General features: G+C 43.8%; 19 protein-coding genes and 2 tRNA genes. 15 read left to right on the top strand and 6 right to left on the bottom strand.

Features of this window, described 5'->3' with window-relative positions; all coding sequences use genetic code 11:
• Positions 1-30: 30 nt before the first annotated feature.
• Positions 31-118: transfer RNA gene (locus tag NKMY2_RS00680), tRNA-Leu, on the bottom strand.
• A 131-nt stretch (positions 119-249) separates the two neighbouring features.
• On the opposite strand from NKMY2_RS00680, the gene NKMY2_RS00675 reads away from it, so the two are divergent.
• From NKMY2_RS00675 to infB, 7 genes are read left to right on the top strand one after another with little or no spacing between them, the layout of a single operon-like run.
• Complete coding sequence (locus NKMY2_RS00675; protein WP_042683646.1) at positions 250-846, top strand: hypothetical protein; 597 nt, start codon at positions 250-252, stop codon at positions 844-846.
• Positions 847-880: 34 nt separating this feature from the next.
• Complete coding sequence (glmM, locus tag NKMY2_RS00670; protein WP_042683645.1) at positions 881-2,230, top strand: phosphoglucosamine mutase; 1,350 nt, start codon at positions 881-883, stop codon at positions 2,228-2,230.
• 60 nt (positions 2,231-2,290) lie between these two features.
• A complete protein-coding gene (gene rpl7ae, locus NKMY2_RS00665) occupies positions 2,291-2,668 on the top strand; it encodes a 50S ribosomal protein L7Ae (RefSeq protein ID WP_042683644.1) in 378 nt (125 codons plus the stop codon).
• A 2-nt stretch (positions 2,669-2,670) separates the two neighbouring features.
• Positions 2,671-2,886 (top strand): 30S ribosomal protein S28e, encoded by a 216-nt coding sequence (locus NKMY2_RS00660; RefSeq protein WP_042683643.1) that lies wholly within the window; start codon positions 2,671-2,673, stop codon positions 2,884-2,886.
• Positions 2,887-2,893: 7 nt separating this feature from the next.
• Entirely contained in the window at positions 2,894-3,094 is a 201-nt protein-coding gene (locus tag NKMY2_RS00655; protein WP_042683642.1) for a 50S ribosomal protein L24e, read from the top strand.
• A gap of 11 nt (positions 3,095-3,105) precedes the next feature.
• The gene (gene ndk / locus NKMY2_RS00650) at positions 3,106-3,507 is read left to right on the top strand and encodes a nucleoside-diphosphate kinase (RefSeq protein WP_042683641.1); all 402 of its coding nucleotides are present in this window, start codon (positions 3,106-3,108) and stop codon (positions 3,505-3,507) included.
• Positions 3,508-3,513: 6 nt separating this feature from the next.
• On the top strand, positions 3,514-5,298 hold the full coding sequence (gene infB, locus NKMY2_RS00645) for a translation initiation factor IF-2 (protein ID WP_076613353.1): 1,785 nt from the start codon (positions 3,514-3,516) through the stop codon (positions 5,296-5,298).
• Here the strand turns inward: infB and trxA are convergent.
• Both trxA and NKMY2_RS00635 read right to left on the bottom strand, forming a co-directional pair.
• On the bottom strand, positions 5,289-5,642 hold the full coding sequence (gene trxA / locus NKMY2_RS00640; protein ID WP_052347431.1) for a thioredoxin: 354 nt from the start codon (positions 5,640-5,642) through the stop codon (positions 5,289-5,291). The two genes, infB and trxA, sit on opposite strands and share 10 nt — an antisense overlap.
• Before the next feature lie 80 nt (positions 5,643-5,722).
• Positions 5,723-6,139, bottom strand: a complete 417-nt coding sequence (locus NKMY2_RS00635) for an archease (protein WP_042683638.1) — start codon at positions 6,137-6,139, stop codon at positions 5,723-5,725.
• A gap of 98 nt (positions 6,140-6,237) precedes the next feature.
• On the opposite strand from NKMY2_RS00635, the gene hisS reads away from it, so the two are divergent.
• Positions 6,238-7,494 carry a histidine--tRNA ligase gene (hisS, locus tag NKMY2_RS00630; RefSeq protein WP_238549724.1) on the top strand — a complete coding sequence of 419 codons (1,257 nt, stop codon included), beginning with the start codon at positions 6,238-6,240 and terminating at the stop codon, positions 7,492-7,494.
• On the opposite strand, the gene NKMY2_RS00625 is transcribed toward hisS, so the two are convergent.
• Positions 7,484-8,149: a translation initiation factor IF-6 gene (locus tag NKMY2_RS00625; RefSeq protein WP_042683636.1), complete on the bottom strand. Its 666-nt coding sequence runs from the start codon at positions 8,147-8,149 to the stop codon at positions 7,484-7,486. The genes hisS and NKMY2_RS00625 overlap by 11 nt on opposite strands.
• Before the next feature lie 145 nt (positions 8,150-8,294).
• Here NKMY2_RS00625 and NKMY2_RS00620 point away from each other — a divergent pair, with 145 nt between their 5' ends.
• Both NKMY2_RS00620 and NKMY2_RS00615 read left to right on the top strand, forming a co-directional pair.
• Positions 8,295-8,828 (top strand): 4Fe-4S dicluster domain-containing protein, encoded by a 534-nt coding sequence (locus NKMY2_RS00620; protein WP_042683706.1) that lies wholly within the window; start codon positions 8,295-8,297, stop codon positions 8,826-8,828.
• 94 nt (positions 8,829-8,922) lie between these two features.
• Positions 8,923-9,006: transfer RNA gene (locus NKMY2_RS00615), tRNA-Ser, on the top strand.
• 1 nt (position 9,007) lies between these two features.
• Here NKMY2_RS00615 and NKMY2_RS00610 read toward each other — a convergent pair.
• Positions 9,008-9,964: a replication factor C small subunit gene (locus NKMY2_RS00610; protein ID WP_238549723.1), complete on the bottom strand. Its 957-nt coding sequence runs from the start codon at positions 9,962-9,964 to the stop codon at positions 9,008-9,010.
• Positions 9,965-10,086: 122 nt separating this feature from the next.
• Between NKMY2_RS00610 and NKMY2_RS00605 the strand changes: the two genes are divergently transcribed.
• From NKMY2_RS00605 to NKMY2_RS00585, 5 genes are read left to right on the top strand one after another with little or no spacing between them, the layout of a single operon-like run.
• Positions 10,087-10,599 (top strand): DNA replication complex GINS family protein, encoded by a 513-nt coding sequence (locus NKMY2_RS00605; protein ID WP_042683635.1) that lies wholly within the window; start codon positions 10,087-10,089, stop codon positions 10,597-10,599.
• Positions 10,596-12,671: a minichromosome maintenance protein MCM gene (locus NKMY2_RS00600; protein ID WP_042683634.1), complete on the top strand. Its 2,076-nt coding sequence runs from the start codon at positions 10,596-10,598 to the stop codon at positions 12,669-12,671. Before NKMY2_RS00605 ends, NKMY2_RS00600 begins: the two co-directional genes overlap by 4 nt.
• Positions 12,668-14,794: a DEAD/DEAH box helicase gene (locus NKMY2_RS00595; protein ID WP_042683633.1), complete on the top strand. Its 2,127-nt coding sequence runs from the start codon at positions 12,668-12,670 to the stop codon at positions 14,792-14,794. The genes NKMY2_RS00600 and NKMY2_RS00595 overlap by 4 nt, the downstream gene beginning before the upstream one ends.
• Positions 14,795-15,814 carry an MraY family glycosyltransferase gene (locus NKMY2_RS00590; RefSeq protein ID WP_042683632.1) on the top strand — a complete coding sequence of 340 codons (1,020 nt, stop codon included), beginning with the start codon at positions 14,795-14,797 and terminating at the stop codon, positions 15,812-15,814.
• Complete coding sequence (locus tag NKMY2_RS00585; RefSeq protein WP_238549722.1) at positions 15,811-16,047, top strand: hypothetical protein; 237 nt, start codon at positions 15,811-15,813, stop codon at positions 16,045-16,047. The genes NKMY2_RS00590 and NKMY2_RS00585 overlap by 4 nt, the downstream gene beginning before the upstream one ends.
• On the opposite strand, the gene NKMY2_RS00580 is transcribed toward NKMY2_RS00585, so the two are convergent.
• Positions 16,044-16,517 (bottom strand): acyltransferase, encoded by a 474-nt coding sequence (locus NKMY2_RS00580; RefSeq protein ID WP_042683630.1) that lies wholly within the window; start codon positions 16,515-16,517, stop codon positions 16,044-16,046. The two genes, NKMY2_RS00585 and NKMY2_RS00580, sit on opposite strands and share 4 nt — an antisense overlap.
• Positions 16,518-16,519 lie beyond the last annotated feature (2 nt).

The raw sequence follows: 16,519 nt of genomic DNA, 5'->3' as shown, positions 1-16,519 counted from the left end.
ATTTTGGATATTTTTTGTAAAAAGAGTTTATGGTGCGGAGGGTGGGATTTGAACCCACGAACTCCTAAGAGATAAGGGCCTAAACCTTACGCCTTTGACCGGGCTGGGCGACCTCCGCAGTGATGCTCCAATTTTACACAAACTTATTGGTTACCATTGCAATCAAAATCGCACCTGACTGCCAAAAGCCATGTGTGACAGATTCCAAAGCAGTTGATAAAAATTATGGGCCGGTCAAAATCATCCGAATTGAAATCATCACAATTTATCCTAAAGTCGATAATTCTCTATGCTGCACTTTCAGCAGCGTTTTCAATACCTGGCCTGTTTCCAACACTTGAGCATCTTTTACCAAAGTCATATGTGATTGGAAACCCGTTGGAGGCAAGCGGAATCTCCGTAGAGCATGTTGTAGGTCATGTGGTACTTGGCATGATTGTGGGGCTTGCCAGCATGCGTATCCGATATGTTGCCATTGCAGGACTATTCCCAATTGCTTTGGATGCAGATCATCTCATTCAATTCCTAAATTTGGAGGCAGTCCCACGCATGTCGCATTCTGTTCTGTTCGGACTGATCTCAGTACCATTAATGATGTTCTTTGTGGGAAAAAAAGACTATCTGCTTGGAGCCGTTTCTTTTTCGGCCGTTTTGGCGCATGTATCATTTGATATTTTGCTTGGCGGCACTACCTCGTTTCCTTTCTTTATACCGGTAATCAACAAGATGGTGTCTTTTCAAGGGCATGACTGGATCACGTTCTTACTAATCGCAGTTACAGTTGTAGGAATTACCAGAATCGTAACAAAAAATCGTACCGTTGAACACAAACTGCAAGAAACCTGAAAAGCACAAATCTAGCTCATAAAAGTAAGAATTAATGGGAAAGTTATTTGGCACCAACGGAATACGCGGAGTTTTCCCAGACGAACTTAGCCTGGAATTCATCTCCGATATGGTTTCCTCCATTGCAACATATTTCAAGAAAGGCCCGATTCTCGTAGGCTATGACGGTCGGGACTCCAGTCCGCTTGTTGCAAAAGTAGTGTGTTCTGCCATAAACTGCTGCGGATTTGACTGTGGTCTGGCAGGACTTGTCCCCACCCCCGCACTGGAATACTCCACAAAAGCACTTGGGTATTCGGGAGGAATAATGATTACTGCGTCTCACAACCCGCCTCAGTACAACGGCCTAAAGCCAGCCGCAAAGGACGGCGTGGAAGTTTCACGGGAAGACGAATTAATAATAGAAGACATTTACTTTGGCAAAAAATGGATAAGAAATTCCAAAAAGTTTGGCAAAACCCGAACTGAGTCAAGAGTTGTCCGCACATATCTTGACGGGATAAAATCGCAGGTGAATGCAAACAAAATCAAATCAAAAAAGTTCAAAGTGGCGCTAGATCTTGGCAATGGGGCACAGGCCGTGGCAGCGCCTGATCTCTGCAAGGAACTTGGCTGCACAGTCTTTCTAATCAATGAAAAAGTCGATGGAAAATTTCCGGGGAGGGGATCGGAGCCAACACCAAGCAACTTGCAAAAATTATCACTGAAAGTAATAGAAAAAAAAGCAGATTTTGGCGTGGCCTTTGATGGTGATGGAGACAGGAGCATTTTCTGCGACAATCATGGAAAAATTCTAACTGGCGACAAATCCGCACTGCTCTTGACAAATTATCTTTTGGAGAAAAACCCAAAATCCAAAATTGTAACGTGCCTTAACTCAAGTTCAGTTATAGAGGCAATAGCTTCCAAGACAAACTCAAAGGTGATTAGGACCAAAGTTGGAAGCGTTGAGGTCTCAAGAAAAATGGTTCCAGAAAAAGCACTTGTTGGTTTTGAGGAAAATGGCGGCTTTATGTATGGAAAGCACAACCAAGTACGGGACGGTGCAATGACTCTTGCACTGGCCTTGGACCTCATTGCGGACTCGGGCAAAGCCATGTCTGAACAAATGTCTGCTCTGCCTCCGTCATACACGACAAAGGACAAGGTCGCCTGCTCTAAAAAAGAGGCAGAAAAAATAATCTCGCAACTAAAAAAGGAACACAAAAACTATGACACAACAGACGGGATCAAACTAATTTTTGATGAGAAAAATTGGATTATGATTAGGCCAAGTGGCACTGAGCCAATAGCGAGAATCTATGCGGAGGCGGATTCGGAGGAAAAACTTGGCAACCTCATGTCAAAATACACCAAAAAGGTAAACTCGATTCTGGACAGATAACACTAATAAGGCGATGTTAAAGAACTCAAGGAATGGAAATGATCCCTATGGGTGATATAATTGGCTAAGGCTTATTACGTAAAATTCGAGACTCCAGCTGATCTGGTAAATCCAATACTTGAAGCAGTTAGAGTTGCATCGCAAAGTGGTAAGGTTAGAAAAGGAACAAACGAAGCAACAAAGGCAATCGAAAGAGGAATTAGCAAACTAATAGTTATTGCAGAAGATGTAGAGCCTCCAGAGGTAGTAGCACATCTCCCGATAATCTGTGAAGAGCAAAACGCCGCATATGCATTTGTTCCAAGCAAGCTTGACTTGGGAAAGGCATTGGGCATCGACGTGACCTCTGCAGCTGCCGCAATAATTGATGCAGGCGATGCTAACCACATTGTTGAAGAAGTCGTTTCTTCAATAAAGAAGATTAAAGGTGGCAAGTAACAATGAGCACTTCCCAGACAGAAGACGTAGTGTCTGCCGAAGTAATACAACTTGTTGGTAAGACTGGAATCGCAGGCGAAATAACCCAAGTTAGAGTAAAGATCCTAAGCGGTAGGGACAAGGGAAGAATTCTTACAAGAAACGTAAAAGGCTCAGTACGAATGTCTGACATCTTGATGCTGCGAGAAACAGAACGCGAAGCTAAAAAAATAAGGTGATTGAAACTTGAGCCTTCTAGTAAAACCTTGCAGTTTTTGTAATAGACCAGTCGCAAGAGGATCTGGCACCATGCTTGTAAAAAACGATGGAACCGTTCTATGGTTTTGTTCTCCGAAATGCAAAAAGAACATGTTGGTACTAAAACGCGATCCACGTACACTCAAGTGGACGAAAAAATATCAGAAAGGCGGAATCGTCAAGAAATAAACTAGGAAAAATTGGCCGAACAAACTCTCTTCATAGCAAAACCAGACGCAGTAGCGAGAAAATTGACCGGACAAATAATCAGCCGATTCGAAAATAAAGGATTCAAAATTTTAAAACTCAAAATGTTTACATTCACAAAAGCTCAAGCGGAGGACTTTTACTCTGTGCACAACACAAAACCGTTTTTTGGCGAGCTGGTGGAATTTATCACATCAGGCCCAGTTGTTGCTGCAGTAATTGAGGGAAACAATGCAGTCGCTACAACAAGACTGATGATTGGCGCAACAAAATCATTTGAGGCCGCACCAGGATCAATCCGTGGGGACTTTGGCCTTGGGTTCTCAGACAATATCATTCACGCGTCCGACTCTAAGGAAAGTTTTGAAAAGGAAGCGAGGGTAGTATTTCAGTGAGATGCGTTGCGAATTCGACAACCCATAGTGGCCGTCTTGGGCCATGTAGACTCTGGTAAAACCTCCCTACTTGATAAAATACGCGGCACCGGCGTTCAGGGAAGAGAGGCAGGTGGAATCACACAACACATAGGCGCAAGCTTTCTCCCAACTGAGACAATCAAAGGCATGTGCGGACAACTATATGACAAATTAACAAAAACAGAGCACGAAGTGCCCGGCCTTTTGGTAATTGACACGCCTGGGCACGAAGTGTTTACAAATCTCAGAACGAGGGGGGGCTCTGCAGCTGACATTGCAATCTTGGTAGTGGACACGAATAGAGGATTCCAACCGCAAACAAGTGAGAGCCTAAAAATTCTCCAAGCAAGAAAGGTCCCATTTGTCATAGCATTAAACAAAGTTGATCAGATTCCCGGTTGGAGGAAAGTCGACACTCCGTACATTACGCAGGCGATAAAGCAACAGGATCCGTTCATGCAGACGACAATTGATGAGCAAATCTACAATGTGGTCGGCACGCTCTCGATTCTCGGGTACCAATCGGAGGCATTCTATAGAATACAGGACTTTTCAAAAGAAATAGCAATCGTTCCAGTAAGTGCAAGGACAGGTGTCGGGATACCTGAGCTCCTAACTGTGCTTGTCGGGTTGACTCAGCAATATCTGCAAAAAAGACTCACCCAGGAGGAAAAGCCGAGCCGTGGAATCATCCTTGAGGTAAACGACGAGATTGGACTTGGTACTACTGCTAATATGATCTTAATTGACGGTCAGATGAAAAAAGGAGACAGCGTAATTGTCGCAAAAAGGGATTCCGTGATTGTCACAAAGCCAAAAGCGATGCTGCTGCCAAAACCACTTGACGAAATGCGCGATCCCCGAGACAAGTTCAAACCCGTAAATCAAGTCGAGGCCGCAGCAGGAATTAAAATTGCGTCACCTGACCTAGATGGGGTACTCCCGGGAAGCACAGTCTATGTGACAGGTGACGAATCTAAGATAGAGGAATTTAAGAAAATCATAGAATCCGAGATGAAGTCAGTATTTGTCAGCACCGAGACAAACGGAGTTATTCTTAGATGCGATACCATAGGCTCGCTTGAAGCGCTGACTGAAATGCTAAGGCGTGCGCAGGTGCCAGTAGCAAAAGCAGACATTGGGCCAGTAACCAGACGCGACGTCATGGAGGCCAAAGTGGTCAAAGACAACGAGAGACATTTGGGCGTAGTCTTGGCATTTAACGTAAAGATATTTCCTGATGCCCAAGAAGAGGCGGAAAACAACCACATCAAAATCTTCAGTGACAAGGTGATCTACAGCCTAATTGACAATTACACCAACTGGGTCACCGAGGACTCTGCACATGAGGACGATGCGATATTTGGCGAAATTACCCCTATTTGCAAATTTACTTTTCTTAAGGGCTACATATTTCGAAATAGCAATCCCGCAGTGTTTGGAATACGTGTTGACGTGGGAAAGGTGCGGCAAAAAATCCCAATCATGAACAAGCAGGGCAAAAAAATAGGCCTAGTTCACCAGCTGCAGGACGGAAAAAAATCGATAAGCACTGCAACAAAGGGCCAGGAAGTCGCCTGTTCCATACAAGACGTGACGATTGGAAGGCAAATTTTGGAAGAGGATGTTTTTTACTCCTTACCAAAATCGTCTGAGGCAAAACTTCTCATTGAAAGGTTTTCACACAAGCTGTCGGCAGAAGAACAAACAATACTAAACGAAATTTTGGAAATTCAGAGAAAGCAAGATTCTGCCTACGGCTACATCTGATACTTTTTGGCAATCATGTGGATGCCAGGCTCGCCTACTGCTCCCACCATTCTGTCAACCGGCTGCCCGTTTTTGAACATGATAAATGTCGGTATTGACTGAACAGCAAATCGCATGGCAATGTCTTGGCATCTGTCAACATTGACTCGCGCAAATTTGATGTGCCTGTATTTTTTTGACATCCTGTCGAAAATCGGATGCATTGACTTGCATGGGCCGCACCACTCCGCCCAAAAATCCACCAGTACAAGGCCTTCTGAAATGGTTTGATCAAAGTTTGCCTGATCCAAATCGATTACGCTTATCTGCGCCTGTGCCATTACATCGGATTGTTGCTTTAGCATCTCTGCCAGCTTTCGCTGTTTGATTTTTTCAATTTCAGGATCTTCCACGAAAACTCGGGCGCCTATTTGTTATTTATAATTTAGAGATCCAAAAGAAAACGCATCATGACGCCGTTTTCCTGTTTTATTTCCATCAAATGAAAAGTGGGCGATTTTATCTCGACCTTGAAATGATGCTTTTCAAAGCTGATATCCTCGCCTGTTAGCACGGCCGTAATCCTGTAAGATGAGTTTTTTTCAATTTGAAGGCTGATTTTTTTTGCAGCAAAGCCATCTGTGATTGTAAGTATGATCATCTCCTCAAGCCAATTATACAGCAAGTAGCTGAGGTCTTTTCCAGTGACGGTGAGCGTTCTCTCTTTTTTTTCCTCGACTAGTTTGGAATCAAGAATTGTATCTACAACAGATTTTCCTGCCAATACAAACGCCTCTTCTAGTGTTGGCGCCTCGACTTCAATGATTGCGTCTGTAGCATGCTCCAAATATCTATAGGACAATACTGTGCTTGACTACTTCTATTATTAATAGATAAAAAGCAGCAACGTCTAAATGCATTAATTCCACAGTTTGTTTTGAATTGAGTCTTCCGAGGGGAATGAAAGATTTTGAAACTGATGAGCTGTCAAAAATTGAATATGTAAGGAAAACATTTCTTGAAATCTGCAAGACGTTTAGCTTCAATCTGATGGATCCGTCTCCGCTGGAACTTGTCTCGGTGATAGAAGCAAAGAGCGGGCCTACAATTAGGGACGAAATTTATTTTTTCAAAGACAAGGGAGAGCGAGACATAGCGCTTCGATTTGATTTTACAGTGGGGCTGACGCGTTACTTGGCAGCACAAAAGTCGCTTAGACTTCCGGCAAAGATTGCAGCTTTTGGGGGAGTGTGGAGGTACGACGAACCGCAAAAAGGCCGGTACAGATTCTTTCACCAGTGGGATCTGGAAATATACGGAAAGCCAAGCCTTGAATCCGATGCGGAGATAATCGAGTTTACGTCCAAATTCTTTTCAAAGCTAAACCTATCTGGAGTGATAATAGACATCTCGCATAGAAAACTGGTTGAATCCGTCGTCGCAAAAATTTTCCAGTCGACCGATTCTGGCCTGATTGCCGACATACTGCGCGCAATAGACAAAATCCAAAAAAAGAAAAAAGAGGAAATTCTAAAAGAATACGAGCAAAAAGGATACCCTGCAGATAAACTGGAAAAAATACTTGAATTTTCAAAAATAAAGGGCACGCCTGAACAAGTCGAAAAACAGTTTGACGTTTCAGGGCTGGATGCTTGGAATGAGATAAAATTACTATTTTCCTCCCTTAAAAACAGGCAAGTCGAGAACGTCCGGATTAACTTTGGGATTGTAAGGGGGCTGGACTATTACTCCGGCGTGGTCTTTGAGGCATTTGACACTACTTCCGATTACGGCGCATTGGTTGGAGGTGGCAGATACGACAGCCTGCCAAAAGCGTTTGGACGTGATGACCTGGGGGCAACAGGAGTTGCCGGCGGAGTAGAGCGAATCATTCTGTCACTTGAAAAACAGGGGATGAAAAAAATTGACTCCTCTCCAGCTGTTTCAGTACTCTTTGTAAACGAGGAGATGATAGCGCCTGCAGTAAACATTGCATCGCAGCTAAGGCAGATGGGAATTGCAACTGACATTGATCTTGTCGGAAGGCCGTTCAAAAAACAAATCGAAAACGCATCAGCATCAAAGTTTTCCGTAATTGTCGCGCCAAAAGAATATTCCACAAAACAGATTGTTGTGAAAAACATGTCTGATGGGAAAGAAACCATTCAAACGATTGACTCTTTGCTCTCAAACGCAAAATCTATTTTCAATCTGTGAATGCGCGCGTGAGCATCATTATTTCAGGGCCGTTTGTCAAGTTTCCTACCACGATTGCCTTGTTGTTTGCCAAAATTCCAGACGCGACATACGGTATTCCGCCGTTTATTGTTGCAGGCTCCATCCTTACTTTCAGTACGTCAGAAATTGCCTTGATGTCATCGTCATCGGTTTCTGGATGAATTATGCCGCCGTGATTATTTGCGTACGCCATGGCTCCTGCCTGGTGATACCCTGCAACTTTTTTCTGAATTACCTCGATTCCTAACGTGTCTTGGATTGTCTTTAGGGCCTCCTTTGGAATTTTCGGCGATACAACTCCGCCCTTGTCGTTAACGCACATCATGTTGCCTAGCGCCGTCATCTTTACATCCAGTACTTGGACGTTAAGGCCGGTTGCTTTTTTCAAGTACGACAGCTCGTGCTCAAAGGAAATGTTTGGAATGAGCATCCCGTGATTGTTTACCACCATTAGGGTTCCAATTAGTCTCGTATTTGCCACCGACGTGAACAAAGGCTCTACTTGCAAATGGGACGACAGCGTACTTGCTTTTGTCTCCGCAAAACCATTCGGTATGAAAACAAAACTGTCGTTTGCCTTAGTGTAAATGCCTATGTTTGGCCCTCGATATACATCGTATTTGAAAATATTCAACTACTAGTTTTGTGAATCAAAAAATATGAACGTAGGGGCAGATCATCGTAAAAACAGTGTTATAATTTACTCATGTCATCGATCAGCGGTTTAGTTTACACTAATTTTGTTTAGATTTAAATAACATTCCATGAAAGTATTCAACATGCCAATAGACGAACATTTCCCACAGGGATTAAAACCAATAGGCAAAATCATGCACTCCGATGGAGAACACTTTCACTTTATGTGGGGACCAGGCAGAAGCGACGCAGAATGCTTCTCAAACCATGATGTAATCGCTGCATACGAGGCACGTGGTGAGACACAGGTTCCATTAGGTGTCAGTGGCACAATGGTTGCAGTCGACTGGGATTCTTGTGTAGCAGATGGAGCATGTATTGAGGCTTGCCCAGTACAAGTATTCCAATGGTACAGAACCGAAATGGACATTCCAGCAAAAGATGTTGTTGGTAAGACATTTGCAGGTACAGGCTCTTCAGTTAAAGAAGAACGCAAAGACCTCACAGACAAAGCAGACCCAATCAGAGAACATGATTGCATCTGGTGTATGGCTTGCGTATCAGTTTGCCCACCTCAAGCTATCAAGGTTGATCAATCAAACTTGGAAGCACACGAGAAAGCAGCTGGAACCTTCATCAAATTAACTGGTGGAGAAAACCCACACGCACACGACTAGAAACAACATTTCTTTTCTTTTCTTTTATAATTTTTAGTATATATCCAAAGTCAACAATAAAACAAATTTTAACTGGTTCTAATCACCGAATCCCGCAGAGGTCGCCTAGCTCGGTAGGGCGCGGGCCTTGAGAGCCTGTGTGCGCAAGCACCCGGGGGTTCAAATCCCTCTCTCTGCGCTTATTTTCCAAACTTGCTTAGTTCTGCCAAAAGTGCAGACAGTTGAATTTCAGGGTTTGCCCCGGAAAGTATCCTGTAATCGTATTTTGCAATTGCCTCTGAAATCTCAACTAGGTTTTCTACCTTTGATCTGTAGATTGCTTCGTTGATGTATTTTAGAAAGTCCGACTCTGACATGCCGTACACTTTGATAAGTTCGATCATCTTGTTTCTTGCATCGACTATCTTGCCTGCCAGAGACAGTTTGAGAACCTCGTCTACGTCCTTTGTTTTTGTAAGGCCAGCTGCACCCTTTACGCTTTCTTCCGTGATGCTTCCAAGGCTTGCCGCCGCCTGCATTATGTTTATTGCGTGTCGCATGTCTCCCTCGGAATAATCAAAAATTGCCTTTAGGCCGTCCTCGTCTGCCTTTATCTTTTCCTTTTTCGCAATCTCCTTTAGGTGCGCAATTACCTCTTTTTCAGAAATTCTTGTGAACTTGAACACCGCGCACCTGCTTTGGATTGGCTCGATAATCTTGGAAATGTTATTTGCAATCAGTATGAATCTGCAGTGTTTTGAGGTGTCCTCAATAATTCTACGCAGTGCCGTCTGCGCGTCAGCGGTCATTTCGTCTGCCTCGTCTAAAATTATAATCTTAAATGGAATATCTGTGTCAAGTCCTGCAAACTTTGAGAACTTTTTGACCCTTTCCCGAACCATGTTGATTCCGCGTTCGTCTGAGGCGTTAAGCTCCAAGGTGTAATCCTTCCAGCCCTCTCCAAGTATCTCCCTTGCAATGCACACAGCTAGTGTGGTTTTGCCAACTCCCGCGGATCCGGAAAACAAAAGATGTGGTATCTCTGTGACGTTTTTGAGCAGCGAAGTAAGGCTGCCGACTACTTCTTTTTGGTTTACAAGATCTGCTATTTTCAGGGGGCGGTATTTTTCAACCCACATCATGTTTGAAACCGGCATTAAGTTGACTCTTCGGCTAGTCTTACTAATAAGTTACGGCTAAGGATCAAATGATCAAAGCTTCTTGTAAACACAATTGATCGATCGTATCCATTAAATCCTTGAACTCACTTTCATAACTGTTGAACATTAACGAATTGCTCCAAGTTTACAGTATCGGTTATGGGACCCAGGACGTAAAGGCCCTCATTAATCATGATTTTAAGATAAATGTTTCAAACGTGGCAATAGACGGAAAACAAGGAGAGATCCTAAACATACCGAGATGGGTGGCACAAACCCTCGAGTCCGAAGGCCATGCTGAAATTCAAGAATCCGACATGGGAATAGAGCTCACACAGTCCCTGTCGAAAGAAAATTTCCAAGGCGAAGAGTTATCTCACCTAGAGCCGGACTTTTACATAAAAATGACCGGATACATGGCAAGACAGTCAGAAAAAGAATACGACAAACTACAAAGCTTACTCAAGATGCTAATCCGCAAAAGACTTGGCAAGCTGGTTCCACGGGCAAACTCCATGACCCTGACTGCAGACATTGCAAAAAAACTATCAATTGAAGAAAGAGCACTATACAACGTAATACACAAAAACAGCAGCGACTTCATAAATCAAATATTTCGTGATGAGAAATGACTCTGGAAACACAGACCCGTGCAGCACTAATTGATCAGGTGCAGGGTTTCTTATCGTCATTTAAGGACAAGTCGGGCTCGTTTAGGTATGTAGAAGAAATCGACCAGATGATGGCAAAGCAGGCGCTGTATATTGTAGTTGACTACAACGATCTGGTCTCTCAAAGAGAAATCGAAATCAAATTCAACAACGAGCCAGATGAAATATTATACGCGTTTGCACGAGCCGTGAAAAACATTCTTGAAGAAAGATTTCCAGAATATGCAAACAAAATTGATGATGACATTCGAGTAAGAATAGCAAACTATCCAATACAACGCAGCCTTAGACAAATCAATGCGGAGGTAATTGGCAAGATGGCAAGCGTTTCGGGAATGGTTGTGCGATCATCTGAGGTAAAACCGCTTGCAAAAAACGTTCTTTACAAGTGCCCTGAAGGCCACATCACCGAGGTTCCGCTTGAGCGGGGCCTGAGCATATACGCGCCTTCAAAATGCAGCCATGACCGGTGCACGCAGCGCGACCTAAGAATTGATCCTGAACACAGCAAGTTCATCGACTTTCAAATAGTTAGACTGCAGGAACTTCCAGAGGATCTTCCACCTGGGCAGCTCCCGCATTACCTTGACGTTACCATAAGGCAGGATCTGGTGGACAACGCGCGACCTGGGGACAGAATCATACTGACTGGAATAGTGAGAATCGAGCAGGAGCAAATCTCGGGAACTCGTGTCAACAGCGGACTGCACCGACTTCGAATCGAGGGAAACAACATAGAATTCTTGGGAGGAAGGGGAACGAAGAACTCTAGAAAATCAGAAAGGGAAGAGATTTCCCCAGAGGAAGAAAAAATAATCAAGTCCCTTGCTAAAAGCGATGACATTTACGAAAGACTGGTAAGCTCCTTTGCGCCGCACATCCAAGGCCATGCCATAATCAAAGAAGCGATTCTGTTGCTAATAGTAGGATCAACTCAAAGAGTGCTCCAAGACGGAACCAAAGTCAGAGGAGACATCAACGTGTTCCTGGTTGGAGATCCAGGTACTGCAAAGAGCGAAATGCTAAAGTTTTGCGCAAGGATTGCTCCGAGGGGACTGTACACATCAGGCAGGGGCTCCACGGCGGCAGGATTGACTGCGGCAGTGGTTAGAGACAAGACTGGAATCATGATGCTCGAAGCTGGCGCAGTAGTACTTGGGGACCAAGGACTAGTCTGCATAGACGAATTTGACAAGATGAAGCCGGAAGACCGAAGCGCACTTCACGAGGTAATGGAACAGCAGTCTGCAAGCATTGCAAAAGGAGGAATCGTCGCAACCCTAAACGCAAGGACATCAATTTTGGCAGCAGCCAACCCAATGTATGGAAAATACGATCCATTCAAAAACATAACAGAAAACGTAGCATTGCCAATCCCACTTCTCACAAGGTTTGACCTTATTTTCGTTGTACGTGATATTCCGTCAAAAGAACGAGACCGAAACATTGCGCGACACATCATAGGACTGCACAGGCACTCTTCTTCTGAAACCAAATCCTTGATCGACATTGACATATTTACAAAATATTTGGCATATTGTAAAAAGTCAGACCCATTGCTCACGCCAGATGCGGAGGAGAAAATCCTAGAGTATTATCTAAAAATGAGAAATGTGGAGTCTGAGGAAATGATAACCGTGACCCCAAGACAGCTTGGAGGACTGATAAGGCTTGCCACTGCAAGAGCACGACTGTTGATGAAAGACCAAGTTGATGCGGAGGATGCGGACAGAGCGATATTTCTAATTCAGAGCATGCTTGAGGATGCCGGGGTTGATGTCAACACCGGAAAAGTTGATCTCGGAGTATTGCAGGGAAGGCCGCACAGCGAGGTATCAAAAATGCAATTGTTCATGGACGTGCTAAAATCACTTGAGGGAGACAACAAGACGCCAGTCGAGGAAAAATTATTTGTAAAGGAACTTGCAAAAACAGCGAAATTCACCGAAGAAGAAGCTAAAAACTTCATCAGAAGAATGCTCCGCGAAGCATCAATTTATGAATCCAAGCCGGGTCACTACAACCGTGTATGAAAGTGACCGATTTGGCACTGGCAGATTCTGCCCTAGAGTTTCTTAGCCAGCAGGGAATCACCAAGTTATACCCGCCTCAGGAAGACGCAATCAACGCAGGACTGCTTGAGGGAAAAAGTATCTTGGTATCTGCACCAACTGCAAGCGGAAAAACACTGATTGCCATGCTTGGAATTATCAATTATTTGTACAAAAGCAAAGGCAGAGTGATTTACCTTACTCCGCTGAGGGCGCTTGCGTCGGAGAAGTTCTCAGAGCTGAAAAAATTAGAAAAGCTGGATCTCGGCAGGAGTATAAAGACTGCAATTTCCACTGGGGATTTTGACTCTGTGGATAAGGATGCGGAAAATGCAGACATTGTTGTGTTGACAAATGAGAAAATGGACTCACTGATTCGTCATGGGGTAGAATGGCTTGATCAAATTGGGCTTATCGTGGCAGACGAAATACACCTTATCGGGGATACTGACAGGGGTCCAACCCTCGAAGTGGTTCTCACAAAACTAAAGGAGCTTGAAAACCGGCCTCAGATTCTTGGGCTGAGCGCGACTGTGACAAATTCTGATGAAATATCTGAGTGGCTTGGCTGCACGTTGGTTTCAAGCGAGTGGAGGCCAGTCCCGTTGACTGAAGGCATCTTTGATGGCGGAACCATTCTGTGGAGCAATGGGGAATCGTATGAAATTGAATCCAGCATTAGGGGGCCTCCCGTGGATCTATCCCTTGATACCATAAAAAATGGGGGACAATCGCTTATTTTTGCAGAAACGCGAACACGTTCGGCGTCATTGGCAACAAAGGGGGCAGACGCCGTCTCAAAGTTTCTTTCCGACTCTGAAAAAAAGGATCTTGAGAAAATTTCTGCAAAATTACTTGCTGGAAACGAACAGACGGACTTGGTTAAGACACTTGCAGCGCTTTTAAAAAAGGGAGTCGGCTTTCACCATGCCGGGTTAAACCAAAACTGTAGGGAAATAATAGAAAGCGAATTCAGAAACGGCAAAATCAAACTGCTTGCCTCAACTCCAACACTTGCAGCCGGAGTGAACCTGCCTGCAAGAAGGGTCGTAATATCAAACATTGCAAGATATGACGTAAAGTCTGGCACAAACAAGCCGATTAGTGTTTTAGAGTACAAGCAGCTCTGCGGAAGAGCGGGCAGACCGCAGTATGACAAGTATGGTGAGGCAATAATTGTTGGAAATTCAAACACATCTGATCTGATTGATTATTACATAAATGGAACACCTGAGCCAATCAAGTCGCAGCTTGCCGACGATCGTGCACTGCGAACTCATATCCTTAGCCACATAGTAACAAATCCTGGAATAAAAAGCGAAGATGTTTTTGATTTTTTCCTAAAGACATTGGCAGGCTTGCAAACAAGAAAAAACACGCTCAAGTTTGCAATAGATATCTCCAAAAGGTTTTTGCTAAATGAAGAACTCATAGTACAAAAAGGTGACCGGTTTGCCGCAACAGAATTTGGCAAAAAAGTCTCCATGCTGTACATTGATCCGATAACTGCAATTTACTTTAAGCGAGGAATAGAGACAGCATCAGAAAACAGAAACCATACACTGGGATTTTTACATCTAGTTACAAGCTCAGAAGAGTTTTTCCCAAAATTCTCGCTAAGAAACAAGGATCACGAAGTTCTTAGCACACTGCTTGAAAATCATTCCTCGGAACTAATAGAGCCGATATCCGAATACGACTGCTCGCGAAGTCTTCTTGCCATACAGTCATGGTTGAACGAGTCGTCTGAGGTTCATCTATCTGATAGCCTAAACATTGAGTCAGGAGACATGCATAGGCTGGTAGAGACTGCAGACTGGCTTGTCTACTGCCTTTATGAGATTGCAAAGCTGCTTGGGCGGTCGGATCTATTGGAACAAATTGCCACGCTGCGAAAAAGAATCACATACGGCATAAAAGAGGAACTCGTCGAGCTTGTCCAGATCAAAGGAATTGGGCGAATTCGTGCAAGAAAACTGTATGATCACGGTATCAAGAATCTTGAAGATCTACATGCGATTCCGACAAAAAAACTTGCAGAAATAGACAAAATTGGTCCGATAATTGCAGATAATATTAAATCCCAATTGAAAAAAGTTAGGTAATTGCAACAAGAACTAATTGCGGCTCTAGTCGTGTCTGTCGTCGCTTTTTTTGTTGTTTATGCAATAACGCCATTTCTGATACGTGAACTCGGCAAACGTAAACTTGCAGTGCCAGACGTCAACCGAGTTGGCGGTGCGATGGTGCCAAGACCTGGAGGCCCTGCAATAATTGCGGCAATATTGATTTCAGAAGCTGTTCTTTTTTTGGTCTTTCCATCTGACATGAGGAACCTAAAGATCATCGCCCTCATGATAACCACATTTCTTGCCTTTGTCGTTGGGTTCATTGACGACAGAAGAGTTTTGGGAGGATGGTTCAAGCCTCTTGCCCTTGCAGCATCCGCAATTCCACTTGTCTTGATTGGCATTTATGATACAACCAGCGTTTATGATCCAAATCTTACTTTTCCGATTTTTGGCTCCGTCAAGATTCCAGCGCTGTACATTGGAATCATAATCTTGATGATACCAATCACTGGAAACACCATTAATTCAATAGATGTGATGAATGGAATCGCAAGCGGATTTATGACAATTGCTAGTTTCTCTCTCACCATAGCGCTCTTGATAATGCAGAATTATGATGTTGCACTGATCAGCTTGCCTCTGGGTTTTGTATCGCTAGCATTTTACAAATACCACAAATTCCCAAGTAGGATTTTCCCAGGTGATTCCGGCGCCTTAACTCTTGGAGCAATGTACGGGGTCATTGCCATAATAGGCCACGTGGAGGTAGTTGCAGCAATCGCGCTTTTGCCTGCTGTCATTAACTCGTTCTTGTTCCTGTCAAGTGTAAAGAAAATAGTGGAGCATAGGCAAATAAAAAATCCGACAACTCATACCGAAGATCACAAGATCATTGCAACAAAAGAAAAAGACGCACCAATTACGCTTGTAAGGCTGCTTGTAGCGGGAAGATCGCTCACTGAAAAAGAGATAGGATTCACAGTTTTTAGGCTTGCAATATTTTCAGGAATCTTGGCAATAATTACGGCATTTCTCATGGGGGTGAGAGTTTGAGACACGCTTCAATGTATGCCTTCATTGGAATAATGTGGCTTCTCATATTGGCAGGAGGCGGCATACTGGTTACTGCAGTTTCCAAAATCTCAATATCTGGATATGGGGACGAAATTGATTTTCTAATTGCATCAATAATCAAAGCTGTGATTGCAATTTTGTTTGTCATTGCATGGATTGTTGTTCTCTCCAAACTAAAAAACAGAATATTTCAAAAACAGATCGAGTCTTAGGACTTCCACTCTTTTTGCTTTCTGTCGTATTCCTCTCTGGAATACTTTACCTTTGCAGGAACCCCAGCTACGAGGACGTTGTCTGGAACATCCTTTGTAACGACTGCCCCCATCGCAACCACGCTGTTCTCACCTATTGTTACCCCTGCCTTTATTACGGCGCGAGATCCAATTATTGCCCCGTCCTTGATCGTAACGCCGATTAGTTTGTCACTTGGAGGGTATGGATCGTTTGTCAACGAAGCGGCAGGACCGACAAAAACATTTTTTCCAATCCTTGATAGTGGCGGGATGTAAACTAGCCCTTCTATCATGGTATTGTCGCCTATGATCACGTTGTAGTCTACGTGCGCCAAAGAGCCAATCTTCACATTGTCACCAATTACCGTATTGTCTCCCACATACGCAAAATGCCAAATTCTGACATTTTTCCCAATTTTTGCCTTTTCTGAAATGTGATTAGTGACCATGG

Origin of the sequence: Candidatus Nitrosotenuis chungbukensis (assembly GCF_000685395.1) — an archaeon.
Classification (GTDB): domain Archaea; phylum Thermoproteota; class Nitrososphaeria; order Nitrososphaerales; family Nitrosopumilaceae; genus Nitrosotenuis; species Nitrosotenuis chungbukensis.
The sequence above is the reverse complement of the archived record's forward strand: the minus strand, read 5'-3'. Positions and strand labels throughout refer to the sequence as shown.

What these genes read in the sequence shown, in the direction of transcription:
- NKMY2_RS00580 (WP_042683630.1), bottom strand. Translation starts at nt 16,517, where the DNA reads ATGGTCACTAATCACATTTCAGAAAAGGCAAAAATTGGGAAAAATGTC.
- NKMY2_RS00620 (WP_042683706.1), top strand. Translation starts at nt 8,295, where the DNA reads ATGCCAATAGACGAACATTTCCCACAGGGATTAAAACCAATAGGCAAA.
- NKMY2_RS00610 (WP_238549723.1), bottom strand. Translation starts at nt 9,964, where the DNA reads ATGCCGGTTTCAAACATGATGTGGGTTGAAAAATACCGCCCCCTGAAA.
- NKMY2_RS00660 (WP_042683643.1), top strand. Translation starts at nt 2,671, where the DNA reads ATGAGCACTTCCCAGACAGAAGACGTAGTGTCTGCCGAAGTAATACAA.
- glmM (WP_042683645.1), top strand. Translation starts at nt 881, where the DNA reads ATGGGAAAGTTATTTGGCACCAACGGAATACGCGGAGTTTTCCCAGAC.
- NKMY2_RS00595 (WP_042683633.1), top strand. Translation starts at nt 12,668, where the DNA reads ATGAAAGTGACCGATTTGGCACTGGCAGATTCTGCCCTAGAGTTTCTT.
- NKMY2_RS00600 (WP_042683634.1), top strand. Translation starts at nt 10,596, where the DNA reads ATGACTCTGGAAACACAGACCCGTGCAGCACTAATTGATCAGGTGCAG.
- trxA (WP_052347431.1), bottom strand. Translation starts at nt 5,642, where the DNA reads ATGCTAAAGCAACAATCCGATGTAATGGCACAGGCGCAGATAAGCGTA.
- hisS (WP_238549724.1), top strand. Translation starts at nt 6,238, where the DNA reads ATGAAAGATTTTGAAACTGATGAGCTGTCAAAAATTGAATATGTAAGG.